Annotated in this window: 9 protein-coding genes; 6 read left to right on the top strand and 3 right to left on the bottom strand. The window is 69.9% G+C overall.

Annotated elements, in window-relative coordinates:
* Nucleotides 1-380: 380 nt before the first annotated feature.
* Nucleotides 381-2078, top strand: coding sequence for an AMP-binding protein (locus tag QWU11_RS37315; protein ID WP_290119245.1), 1698 nt, complete (start codon nt 381-383; stop codon nt 2076-2078).
* A 31-nt stretch (nt 2079-2109) separates the two neighbouring features.
* Here the strand turns inward: QWU11_RS37315 and QWU11_RS37310 are convergent, their stop codons facing one another.
* Nucleotides 2110-2682 carry a TetR/AcrR family transcriptional regulator gene (locus tag QWU11_RS37310; protein ID WP_290119244.1) on the bottom strand — a complete coding sequence of 191 codons (573 nt, stop codon included), beginning with the start codon at nt 2680-2682 and terminating at the stop codon, nt 2110-2112.
* 94 nt (nt 2683-2776) lie between these two features.
* Here QWU11_RS37310 and QWU11_RS37305 point away from each other — a divergent pair, with 94 nt between their 5' ends.
* On the top strand, nt 2777-3484 hold the full coding sequence (locus QWU11_RS37305) for an SDR family oxidoreductase (protein ID WP_290119243.1): 708 nt from the start codon (nt 2777-2779) through the stop codon (nt 3482-3484).
* Between the two features lie 18 nt (nt 3485-3502).
* Here QWU11_RS37305 and QWU11_RS37300 read toward each other — a convergent pair whose 3' ends face one another.
* Entirely contained in the window at nt 3503-5557 is a 2055-nt protein-coding gene (locus QWU11_RS37300) for an ATP-dependent DNA helicase (RefSeq protein ID WP_290119242.1), read from the bottom strand.
* Between the two features lie 79 nt (nt 5558-5636).
* Entirely contained in the window at nt 5637-6848 is a 1212-nt protein-coding gene (locus QWU11_RS37295; protein ID WP_290119241.1) for a pyridoxal phosphate-dependent aminotransferase, read from the bottom strand.
* A gap of 143 nt (nt 6849-6991) precedes the next feature.
* Between QWU11_RS37295 and QWU11_RS37290 the strand changes: the two genes are divergently transcribed.
* The 4 genes from QWU11_RS37290 to QWU11_RS37275 all read left to right on the top strand — a co-directional run bounded on the left by QWU11_RS37290 (nt 6992) and on the right by QWU11_RS37275 (nt 11684).
* On the top strand, nt 6992-7633 hold the full coding sequence (locus QWU11_RS37290) for a TetR/AcrR family transcriptional regulator (protein WP_290119240.1): 642 nt from the start codon (nt 6992-6994) through the stop codon (nt 7631-7633).
* 11 nt (nt 7634-7644) lie between these two features.
* Complete coding sequence (locus tag QWU11_RS37285; RefSeq protein ID WP_290119239.1) at nt 7645-8640, top strand: diiron oxygenase; 996 nt, start codon at nt 7645-7647, stop codon at nt 8638-8640.
* Between the two features lie 27 nt (nt 8641-8667).
* Nucleotides 8668-9480 carry an SDR family oxidoreductase gene (locus QWU11_RS37280; protein ID WP_290119238.1) on the top strand — a complete coding sequence of 271 codons (813 nt, stop codon included), beginning with the start codon at nt 8668-8670 and terminating at the stop codon, nt 9478-9480.
* Between the two features lie 305 nt (nt 9481-9785).
* Nucleotides 9786-11684, top strand: a complete 1899-nt coding sequence (locus QWU11_RS37275) for a S53 family peptidase (protein ID WP_290119237.1) — start codon at nt 9786-9788, stop codon at nt 11682-11684.
* Nucleotides 11685-12044: the final 360 nt, after the last annotated feature.

The following is a 12044-nucleotide window of genomic DNA, read 5'->3' as shown; positions in this document are numbered from 1 at the left end:
CCCAGCTCCGCCCCGACACGGGTGACCATCGTCGGCAGAAGGAGCCGGCGGCGCGGGCGTGGACCGCCGGACCAGATGGCCGCCGGCGGCGAAGTCCGCCGTCATGGGGGAAGGTGCCCGGCGGAGCACGAGCGCCAGCGCGGCCGGGAGGGCGGTCCGGCACAGCGAAACCCACAGGTCAGAGGGAGCAACGACACCAACCGGCCGTGAGACGCACCCGCCTCCCCCGGCGCGTCGGCCCGGTCTCCGGCGGTGCGGGCGAGTGCGTCGCCATCGTCGCTGGTCGCGGTACGTGCTCGTGGAATGACTGTGCATAAGGGCACGCTTAGTGCCAAGGTAACGGGAATGTTTCGCCTGTCTTCGACAGTGATGGTCGACGAATGAGCACTCCCTACGATGAGCGGCCGTGGCTTCGGTTCTACGCCGACGGTGTGCCCGACGACGTCCAGGTTCCCGATGTGCCCTTGACCTACCTGCTCGACTCGTCCGCCGAGAGGTTCCCCGGCCGCAAGGCGCTGATGTTCTTCGGGCGTTCGATGACGTACTCACGGCTGCTGAACGACGTCAACCGGTTCGCCGGGGCGCTACGGCGGATCGGCGTGCGCAAGGGCGAGCGGGTCGCGGTGATTCTGCCCAACTGTCCCCAGGAGGTCATCGCCTTCTACGCGATCCTGCGGATCGGGGCGATCGTCGTCCCCACCAACCCGCTCTACACGGCCTCCGAGCTGCGTCACCAGCTCGACGACTCCGGCGCCCGCGTCGTCATCGTCTTCGACAAGGCCTACGAGACGCTGACCCAGGCCATGCCCGGCACGGCCGTCGAGCACGTCGTCGTGACCTCGCTCGCCGACCATCTTCCGTTCGTCAAGCGTGAGCTGCTCAAGCTTCCCCTCGCCAAGGCGCGGCGGCTGCTCGCCGAGCTGAGTACCCAGGTGCCCGAGCACGCGCCCGTTCTGCGGTTCGAGGATCTGCTGAGAGAAGGGCCCGACAACCCTCAGCAGACGCCGGTCGACCCCATGCGCGACCTGGCCGTCCTGCAGTACACCGGCGGCACCACCGGGCGGCCCAAAGGGGCCATGCTCACCCACCGCAACCTCGTCGCCAACGCCCACCAGACCACCGCCTGGGACCCCGACATCCGCGACGGTCACGAGGTGAACCTCGCCGTCGTTCCCCTGTTCCACGTCTTCGGGCTGACGTTCTGCCTGACGTGTACGACGCTGATCGGCGGCATGGTCGTGCTGATCCCGAGGTTCGACCTCGACCTCGTGCTGGACGCGGTCCGCAAGCACCGGCCGACGTTGTTCCCCGGCGTTCCGCCGATCTACCAGCAACTCGCCGCGGCGCCCGAGTCGAAGAAGGCCGGCGTGGGCGACATCCGTACGTGCGTCTCCGGGGCCATGAAACTCGCCCGCACGACGGTGGAGGCCTTCAAGGCGGGCACCGGCGGGCAGCTCGTGCAGGGGTACGGGATGACCGAGACCTCCCCCGTGCTGATGGCCAATCCGCTGGACGGGAACGCCCGCCACGTCTCGGTCGGCGCCCCGCTGCCCGGCACGGAGGCGCGCATCGTGGACGAGCACGACCCGCGCCGCGTGCTGCCGATCGGGTACCCGGGCGAGCTCACCGTCCGCGGCCCCCAGGTCTTCGTCGGCTACTGGAACCAGCCCGCGGAGACCGCCGAGACGTTGTCACGCGACGGCTGGTTCCGTACGGGCGACATCGGCGTGATGAGCCCCGACGGATTCTTCACGCTCATCGACCGCAAGCGCGACGTCGTCATCGTCGACGGCTTCAACGTCTACCCCTCCGAGATCGAGAACGTCCTGAGCGCCCACCCCGGCGTCGTCGAGGCCGCGGTCGTCGGCATCCCCGACTCCGCGCACGGCGAGGTCGTCAGCGCGTACGTCATCGCGCACCAGCCGGCGCCGAGCCCGGCAGAGCTCATGGAGTACGCCGCCCGTCACCTCGCGGAGTACAAGGTGCCGGCGTTCATCGAGATCCGCGAGACGCTCCCCCGCAACATGCTGGGAAAGGTCCTGCGCCGCGTCCTCCGCGAGGAGAACGCGATGCCCTAGAGGAAACGGGAACGTTCGGTGCGGAACAGCGTCAGGCGAGCATGGCGATCATGGCGTCGATCATTTCGAGGAGGTGGCGCCGGGGCACGCCGGCCCGCGCCTGAACGCGGAGGCCGATCCACGCGCCGTCCAGCACCGCCGCCAGCTGCTCCGCGGAGTGCGCCGCCGTCACCTCGCCCGACCGCTGCCCCCGCCGCACAAGCTCGAGGAGCAGCCCCCGCAGGAAGCCGAAGTGGCGGTCGAGGCGGATGGCGACGTCGGCGGCCTGGCCCACGCTCTCCGTGGCGGAGTTGACGGCGAAGCAGCCGAGCGGCCCGCCGCCGTCTCTCAGCACGGTCTCGAACATCGAGCGCACGGCGGGTACGACCTCCGTGGCGTCGTCGGCGATCGACCGCTGCCGCGCCTCGCTCGTGGAGATGTAACGGTCGAGGGTCTTGAGGAACAGGGACCGCTTGTCGCCGAAGGTGTCGTACATGCTGCGCTTGTGGACCCCCATGCGGTCCACGAGCTCCTGCATCGACGCCTTCTCGAAGCCCTGCTCCCAGAACACCAGCATCGCCCGATCCAGTGCCGTGTCCGGATCGAACTCCTTGTGCCGTGCCATCCCCGCCCCCCCCTTCACCTGCCCCGTCAGGGTCCACTGTAGTCTTTTGAGAACGACCGGTGCACAATCGGCGGACCCAAAAGGAGACACGTCCATGACCACGACACTTTCCGGAGCGACCGTTCTCGTCACCGGCGCGAACGGCGGGCTCGGCGTCGAGTTCGTCGAGCAGGCCCTCGAGGGCGGGGCCGCCAAGGTGTACGCCACCGCGCGCAACCCGCGAAACTGGGAGGACCCCCGCGTCGTCGCGCTGCCGCTCGACGTCACCAGCGAGGAGTCCGTCGCCGCAGCGGCGGCGGCCGCGCAGGACGTGGACGTCGTCGTCAACAACGCCGGCGTCCTCCGCTACTCCGACAACGTCCTCACCGACGACTTCGACGACATCCGGTCGACGTTCGAGACCAACTTCTTCGGGGCGCTGCACGTCGCGCGCGCGTTCGCGCCCGTCGTCGCCGCCAACGGCGGCGGGGCGTTCATCAACGTCCACTCCGTGCTCAGCTGGGTGGCCGGCTACAACGCCTACAGCGCCTCGAAGTCGGCCTTCTGGTCGGCCACGAACTCCATGCGCGTCGAGCTGGCCGGCCAGGGCACGCACGTCGTCGGCGTCCACCTCGGCTACACCGACACTCCCATGGTCAGCGAGGTGACCGACGAGAAGGCGGCTCCGGCCGACATCGTCCGCGCCGCCTACGACGGATTCGCCGCCGGGCGGTACGAGGTGCTCGCCGACGAACGCAGCGTCAACGTCAAGAACGCGCTCTCGGGGCCGCTGGAGGACCTGTATCCGCAGCTCGCCCGCTGAGCGGCCCCGCGGCGGACGTCACGAGGACTCGTCGAGGCGCCGCAACGCGCCCTTGGCGACCTCGGAGTCGTACGTCGTCCAGAACGGCGGCAGCGACGCGCGGAGGAAGGTGCCGTAGCGGGCCGTGGCCAGGCGGGGGTCGAGGATCGCCACGACGCCCCGGTCGGTCATGGTGCGCAGCAGGCGGCCCGCGCCCTGGGCCAGGAGCAGGGCCGCGTTGGTCGCGGCGACCGCCATGAAACCGTTGCCGCCGCGCGCTCCGATGGCCCGCTGCCGCGCCGAGGACAGCGGGTCGTCCGGGCGCGGGAACGGGATGCGGTCGATCACCACGAGCCGCAGCGACGGGCCGGGGACGTCGACGCCCTGCCAGAGCGACAGCGTGCCGAACAGGCACGTCGCGTCGTCCTCGGCGAAGCGTTTGACCAGCAGGGACGTCGAGTCCTCGCCCTGGCACAGCAGCGGCTGGGAGATGCGCTCGCGCAGCTCCTCGGCGGCCTGCTTGGCCGCGCGCATCGAGGAGAACAGGCCGAGAGTACGGCCCCCGGCCGCGGCGATCAGCTCGCTCAGCTCCGTGAGGTAGGCCTCCTGCAGACCGTCGCGGCCGGGAGAGGGCAGGCTCCGCGCGATGTAGAGGATGCCGCTGCGCGCGTGGTCGAACGGTGAGCCGACGTCCAAGCCCGACCACACGATCGGCTCGCCGCTCTCGGAGGACGGCTTGTCCTCATCGGAGGCGGGAGCGTCGAGCGAGGGCAGGCCCCACTGGCGGGCGAGCGGCTCGAACGACCCGCCGAGGGACAGCGTCGCCGAGGTCAACACCGTCGTACGAGGGCGGAAGAGGCGCTCGCGGAGCAGGCCGCCGACGCCGAGGGGCGCCACCCGCAGCGCGGTCGGCCGGCGGGAGTCCTCCGAGAACGGCTTGTCCAGCCAGACGACGTCGTGGCGGGAGGCGATGTCGGCCTCGAACGAGCGCAGGAAGCGCTCGGCGGTCTCGTGGATCTCCTCCAGCGACGTGAGGGCGGCCCGCCCGGCGCCGAGGCGCTCGGCGTCCTCCTCGGTGCTCTTGAGGGAGCCGCGCAGCGCGGTCGCGCAGGCCAGCGCCGCGTCGCGGACTCCGACGAGCGAGATGCCCACGGCCTGCGGGAGCACGTCCATCCGGCCGGAGTGCAGGTCGTTCAGGATCGGCCCGAGGGCCTCGCCGGCCTCTTTGAGCCGGTCGGCGAGGTCGTCCTCGATGAGCCGCCCGCAGCGGCGCGCGGTGATCTCCACGGTCTGGGCGGACAGCTCGGCGGTGGCCACCGAGGTGACCCGGTCGACCAGCTCGTGCGCCTCGTCGATGATGACGACGTCGTGCTCGGGCAGGACCTGAAAGTCCTCCAGCGCGTCGATGGCGAGCAGCGCGTGGTTGGTGACGACGACGTCGGCGTCGCCGGCCTCGTCGCGGGCGCGCTCGGCGAAGCACTCGGTGCCGAAGGGGCAGCGGGCCGCGCCGAGGCACTCACGCGCGCTCACCGACACCTGCCGCCAGGCCTGCTCGTTCACGCCGGGTACGAGCTCGTCGCGGTCGCCGGTCTCGGTGGTCTCGGCCCACTCGTGGATGCGCTGCACGTGCCGCCCGGCGGCCGAGACGGCCTGCGGGTCGAAGAGGATCTCGTCCGGGTCCTCCGGCGCGTCGACCTGGAGCCGGTGGCGGCACAGGTAGTTGCGGCGGCCCTTGAGGATGGCGAACACCGGCTCGCGGCCGAGCGTGTCCTTCAGCGACTCGGCGAGCCGGGGCAGGTCACGGTCGATGAGCTGGCGCTGCAGCGCGATCGTCGCGGTGGAGACGACGACGCAGGCGTCCGTCTCGACCGCGTGCCGTACGGCCGGAACGAGGTAGGCGAGCGACTTGCCGGTACCGGTGCCGGCCTGCACGGCGAGGTGCTCGCCGGAGTCGATGGCGTGTGCCACCGCCTCGGCCATCTTCACCTGTCCGGGGCGTTCGGCGCCGCCGACACCGGACACGGCGGCGGCGAGAAGGGCGGATACGTCGGGCAGGTCCGTACGGTCGGCGGAGTCGAGGAGGTCGTCGGGCACGACAGGAAACGCTACCGGTGCCGGAGCGCCCGCGGTGCCTCCTTTACCCCGGCGCCGGCACGGACCGGGGACCAGCGGCTCACGCCCGCCGGGTCTCCAGGAACTCCCCCAGCCGCCCGATCGCCTCCTCGATGTCGTCGGCGTGCTGCAGCGTCACGATGCGCAGGTGGTCGGTATCGGGCCAGTTGAAGCCGCTGCCCTGCACGACGAGGATCCGCTGGGTCTCCAGCAGGTCGAGCACGAAGTCCTGGTCGTCCTTGATCGGGTAGATGACCGGGTCGAGGCGCGGGAAGACGTACAGCGCGCCGGACGGCTTGACGCAGCTCACGCCCGGGATCTCGTTGAGGAGCCGGCACGCGCGGTCGCGCTGCTCGCGCAGCCGGCCGCCCGGCAGCACGAGGTCGTCGATGCTCTGGTGCCCGCCGAGGGCCGCCTGGATCGCGTGCTGGCCCGGCACGTTGGGGCACAGCCGCATGTTGGCCAGCATGTCGAGGCCCTCGATGTAGGACTCGGCGTGCTCCTTCGGGCCCGAGACGACCATCCAGCCGGACCGGAAGCCGCACACGCGGTAGGCCTTCGACAGGCCGGAGAAGGTCAGCGAGGGCAGGTCGGGGACGAGCGGCGCGATCGAGACGTGCTCGGCGCCGTCGTACAGGATGCGGTCGTAGATCTCGTCGGAGAGGATCAGCAGACCCTCCCGCCGGGCGAGTTCGGCCACGCCTTCGAGCAGCTCGCGGGAGTAGACCGCGCCGGTCGGGTTGTTCGGGTTGATGATCACGATGGCCTTCGTGGCCGGGGTGATCTTCGACTCGATGTCGGCGAGGTCGGGCATCCAGCCGTTCGCCTCGTCGCAGAGGTAGTGCACGGGCGTGCCGCCGCCGAGCGAGACCGCGGCCGTCCAGAGCGGGTAGTCCGGCGCCGGGATCAGCACCTGGTCGCCGTTGTTGAGCAGCGCCTGCATGGCCATCACGATCAGCTCGGACACGCCGTTGCCGAGGTAGACGTCCTCGACGGCGAGCCCGGCGAAACCGCGCTGCTCGTAGTGCTGCACGACCGCGCGGCGCGCGGGCAGGATGCCCTTCGAGTCGCTGTATCCGTGGGCGACCGGCAGGTTGCGGATGACGTCCTGGAGGATCTCGTCCGGCGCCTCGAAGCCGAACGGGGCCGGGTTGCCGATGTGCAGCTTGAGGATCTGGTGACCCTCGGCCTCCATCTGCATGGCGCGCTTGAGCACCGGGCCGCGGATGTCGTAGAGAACGTTGGCGAGCTTGTCCGACTGGCTGACCTGCATGGCAGACAACCCTAACGGCGCGGCCCCCGGCCGGAGGGCAGGATCGCCGCGCGCACCCTTGTCAGACGCCGCGTCCAATATGTGACCGGGCCAACATACAAGCAGGCTTGATTGCATGTATGGCTGCTCCTACCGTCGAAGACGTGTCAGTAAGCAGTCGCCGACGTCATGGCCGGCATCCACGCGGCGCCTCCCGTACGCAGGAGGAACGCCGCGCCGAGACCCAGGGCCGCCTCCTCGACGCGACCATGGAGTGCCTCGCCGAGCTGGGCTGGTCCGGCACCTCCACCACCGAGGTCGCCCGGCGCGCCGGCGTCTCGCGCGGCGCGCAGCAGCACCACTACCCGACCAAGATGCTGCTGGTCGCGGCGGCGCTGGAGCACCTGCTGGAGCGCCAGCGGCTCGCGTACGAGCGCGCCTTCGGCGACCTGCCCGAGAGCGAGCGGGGCGTCGAGGGCGCGCTCGACCTGCTGTGGGTCACCTTCCGGCAGGCGCCGTCGCTGGCCCTGATGGAGCTGGCCATGGCCGCGCGCACGGACGAGACGCTGCGCGACCTGAGCATCGGAATCAACGAGCGCGTCGTCCAGGTCATCCTCGAGACCTTCCTCCGGCTGTTCCCCACGCCCCTGGACGAGGAGAGCGCGGGCACGCTGATCCGCAGCCTGTTCGCCACCCTCATCGGGCTCACGCTGCAGAACTCACTCGACGATGACGCCCACGGTCACCAGGCCGCCGTGCTCACCCAGCTGAAGAGCTTCGCCCGTCTGCTCATCCCCGACTCTTGAGGGAGCCCGTAATGCCGAACCCCACGAGCACGACGCTGGACGAGGAAGTCCGCGAGAAGGTCGAGGACCGCACGGCCTACGTCGGCGTGATCGAGCGCCTGTCCAAGGCCTCGGTCGACAAGCACTGGGAGGCCTACGCCGACATCCCGTGGGAGGACCCGGACTTCAAGGTCGACCCGAACGACCCCCGCTGGATCCTGCCGCCGATCGACCGGCTCGGCGCGACGCAGTGGTACCGCGACCAGCCCGAGCACGTCCAGGCCCAGATCGGCCTGTGGCGCGTCGCCACGACCATGAAGATCGGCCTGCAGTTCGAGAACCTTCTGAAGCGCGGCCTGCTCGGCTACGCGTACAAGCTGCCGAACGGCTCGCCGGAGTTCCGGTACGTCCTGCACGAGACGACCGAGGAATGCCATCACGCGATGATGTTCCAGGAGTTCGTCAACCGTACGGGGATGCCGATCAAGGGCATGCCGAGGAGCCTGGACACCCTGTCGCAGATCGCCCCGCACATCCCGCGGATCTCCACCGAGCTGTTCTTCGTGTTCGTGCTCGGGGGCGAGGACCCCATCGACTACTTCCAGCGGCAGACCATCAAGAACGGGCACGACCTGCACCCGCTGCAGGACAAGATCATGCGCATCCACATCGCGGAGGAGGCGCGCCACATCTCCTTCGCCCGGCACTACCTCAAGCACCGGGTGCCGCGCATCAACCCGCTGCGCCGCAAGATGCTCGGCGTGATCTCACCGCTGATCCTCGGCCTGATGGCGCGCGTCATGCTCGCTCCCCCCGGCCCGATGGTGCGCCACTTCGGCATCCCCAAGGACGTGATCCGCGAGGCGTACCGCGACGACGCGTGGACCGGCGAGCTGAAGAACTGCGTCGCCAAGGTCCGCGACCTCGCCGCCGAGATCGGCATGATCGACGGGTTCAGCCGGCAGCTCTGGCGCGCCGTCGGCCTGTGGGACGAGCCGAACGTCCGCCGCGCCCGTACGGCCCGCTGACCTCCGACCCCCTCAAGGAGCCGACTCATGACCTCCCGCATCGCGATCATCACCGGCGGCGCCTCCGGCATCGGCCGCGCCATCGCCACCGCCCTCGTGCTCCGCGGCGACACGGTGACAGTGGCCGACCTCGACAAAGAGGGCGCCGACGCGGTCGCCGGCCGCCTGTCCGAGCACGGCGCCGCCGAGGCCGCCGCGCTGGACGTGACCGACCCCGAGGCGGTGGCTGCGCTGTACCGCTCGGTGCGCGAGCGCCACGGCCGGCTCGACCTGGTCTTCAACAACGCCGGTATCGCCGTCGGCGGCCGGACCGACGAGCTCACGCTCGACCACTGGAACCGCACCCTCGACGTCAACCTGCGCGGCGTGATCCACGGGGTGCACGCGGCGTACCCGATCCTGCTGGAGCAGGGCCACGGGCACATCCTCAACACCGCGTCACTCGCGGGCCTGGTGCCGGCGCCGCTGATGCTGCCCTACACCACGACCAAGCACGCGGTGGTCGGGATGAGCCTGGCCCTGCGGGCGGAGGCGGCGCCGAACGGGGTGCGCGTGAGCGCGATCTGCCCCGGTTTCGTGGACACTCCCCTGCTCGACAACGCCAACCCGGGCCTGCCGGCGACGGAGGCGGGCACGCACGCACGCGCCGCCGCGCTGAAGGTGCAGCGGAAGCTCTACACTCCGCAGGCGCTGGCTCGCGACGTGCTGCGCGGGATCGAGAAGAACCAGGCGCTCATCGTCGCGCCGGCCTCGGCCCGTGCCGCGTGGCGTGGTGTGCGGCTGTCGCCGGAGGGCGCCGTACGGGTCGCCGGCCGGGGTATCGGCCGCCTGAACCCCTAGAGGCGTCGCCACGTCAACCGAGATGACCAAAGCTTGACCTGGTCACCACGTGCGTTAACTCACACCCGATGTCCACTTCCGGCCCAAAGTTCCCGCTTTTCGCATCTATTTCATAACGACTATTGCTTCACCCCACAAGCATCGAAATCCTCTCGTGGCGGCCTACCGGCCGCCGACGAAAGGACTGGTGGATGTCACGAGACGCACGACGTCGTCGCGCTCTGACAGCCGCGGCCGTCGCTCTGCCGCTCGTCGGCGCGGCGTTCGCGGTTACAGGGACGGCGCAGGCGACCGATCGGCACACGGTGGCGGGAACCAGGCCCACATGGGCGCTTTCCGCCGCCGACCGCGGCAAGACTGACAGCAACCAGCGGCTCGACGCGAAGATCTGGCTGGCGGGTCGCGACCCGAAGGGCCTCGACGCGTACGCCTCCGCCGTGTCGACTCCCGGCAGCCCGCAGTACGGCAAGTACCTCACCCCCCAGCAGTTCGACCAGCGCTTCGGGGTGTCCGCGCAGCAGGTCTCCGCGGTCACCTCGTGGGTCCGCAGCACGGGTCTGTACGTCGACCTGGCCGGATCCAACGGCCACTACCTCCACGTGACCGGCCACCTGAACACGGCCACGAAGGCGTTCGGCACGGAGTTCCGCAACTACTCCGCGCAGGGCAAGGTCGTCCGCGCGCCGGAGAGCAACATCAGCGTGCCGGACTCGCTCGCCTCCTCCGTGCTCACCGTGACGGGCCTGGACACCGGCAGCCACCTGCGCACCCACGACGACGCGCTTCCGCCGCCGGAGCCGAACTACAACGTCGCCGAGCCCTGCGGGCAGTACTGGAACCAGAAGGTCGCGAACGACAAGCCGACCGCGTACGGCAAGCACCAGTCGCGCGCGATCTGCGGCTACCTGCCCCAGAAGCTGCGCGGCGCGTACGGCTCGACCGCGAGCGGGCTGACCGGCAAGGGCGCCACCGTCGCGATCGTCGACGCCTACGCCGCGCCGAAGATGGAACAGGTCTCCAACCAGTTCGCGAACAAGTACAACAGCCCGGCGTTCGCCAAGGGCCAGTACCGCGAGGTGCTGCCCGCGACGTTCGACATGGTCGACGAGTGCGGCGCGGCCGGCTGGTACGGCGAAGAGGCGCTGGACGTCACCGCGGTGCACGACCTGGCGCCGAAGGCGAACGTCGTCTATGTCGCGGCCCAGAACTGCTCCGACGGCCTTGACGACGCGCTCGCCAAGATCGTCGACAACCACCTCGCGGACATCGTCAGCAACTCGTGGGGCGACCTGTCGGAGCACTACTCCGACGCGATGACGGCCGCGGAAGAATCGATCTTCAAGCAGGGCGCGATCGAGGGCATCGGCTTCTACTTCTCCACCGGCGACTGCGGCTACGAGGTGCCCAACACCCCGTGCCAGGCCCGGTACGGCGATGCCCAGTCGACGCACCGCCAGACCGACATGCCGGCCTCCGACCCGTGGGTGACCGCGGTCGGCGGTACGACGCTCGCGGTGGGCGCGTCGAACAACTACAAGTTCGAGGCGACCTGGAACGTCCAGTACGACAGCCTCGCGGCCAACGGCAAGAGCTGGACCTACCCGCCGCCCGGGCAGTACCCCAACACCTACTCGGCCGGTGGTGGCGGTGGCACGAGCGACCTGTTCACCCAGCCCGGCTACCAGCGTGGCGTGGTGCCCAGGTCGCTCAGCACGAACCTGCCGAACGGCACGACGGCCAAGCAGCCGATGCGTACCATCCCGGACATCTCGGCGGTGGCCGACTCGGGCACCGGCATCCGGTACCCGGAATGGAACCAGCGGTCCGACGGATCGTTCGGCTACACCGAGAGCCGCGTCGGCGGCACCAGCCTCGCGTGCCCGGTGATCGCCGGTCTGCAGGCGCTGGCCCAGCAGGCGCAGGGCCGTCAGCCCATCGGATTCGCCAACCCGGCGATCTACCTCCGCTCGGGCAAACACCTGTTCCACGACGTGACCGACACGCCGCTGGGCCGCGACCCGGTCGCGTACGTCCGCACCAACTACACCGACCCGTACGCGGCGACCGGTCCGCTGCTGTACATCCTGGTCACCTCGGGGAACAAGGGCATCCCGAAGCAGGACGCCCTGACCGCCACCCCGGGCTATGACCGGGGAACCGGTGTGGGCTCCCCGACCGCCGCGTACCTGCGGTCCTTCCGGTAAGCGGTAACGCCTCGTAACACGGGGCCGGATGCCTCCTCGGCATCCGGCCCCGTTTTTCGTCCACTTCTGGTCAAATACCGCCAATTTAACTGCTTATTTCGCTCCCGGCTTCCACGGAGTCGTGCTGGTCGGGCGGGCGGGGCGGATTTCGGACGTGCAAGCACGAAAAGTCAGCATATCGGGGCTTCCGTTGACTTCTGTCATTTCTTGTGTTGATCTTCGTCTGCCGATGATGCGGTCGGCGCGTCGGGACGACGGGGTGACAATCGAATGAAAAGGCTTCGCGGCCGCCGTACTGTGGCTCCGCTGGGGGCGGCATTCCTGCTCGCTTCCGCCACCTTCGTCTGTGCGGGGGGAAGA

Source organism: Actinomadura sp. DC4, assembly GCF_030406325.1.
Taxonomy (GTDB): Bacteria; Actinomycetota; Actinomycetes; order Streptosporangiales; family Streptosporangiaceae; genus Actinoallomurus.
Note: the sequence above shows the minus strand (reverse complement) of the source record. Positions and strands in the feature narration are given on the sequence as shown.

Excerpts from the sequence above, each read along its gene's own strand:
- QWU11_RS37315 (WP_290119245.1), top strand. The coding sequence starts at position 381 with ATGAGCACTCCCTACGATGAGCGGCCGTGGCTTCGGTTCTACGCCGAC.
- QWU11_RS37310 (WP_290119244.1), bottom strand. The coding sequence starts at position 2,682 with ATGGCACGGCACAAGGAGTTCGATCCGGACACGGCACTGGATCGGGCG.
- QWU11_RS37305 (WP_290119243.1), top strand. The coding sequence starts at position 2,777 with ATGACCACGACACTTTCCGGAGCGACCGTTCTCGTCACCGGCGCGAAC.
- QWU11_RS37295 (WP_290119241.1), bottom strand. The coding sequence starts at position 6,848 with ATGCAGGTCAGCCAGTCGGACAAGCTCGCCAACGTTCTCTACGACATC.
- QWU11_RS37285 (WP_290119239.1), top strand. The coding sequence starts at position 7,645 with ATGCCGAACCCCACGAGCACGACGCTGGACGAGGAAGTCCGCGAGAAG.
- QWU11_RS37280 (WP_290119238.1), top strand. The coding sequence starts at position 8,668 with ATGACCTCCCGCATCGCGATCATCACCGGCGGCGCCTCCGGCATCGGC.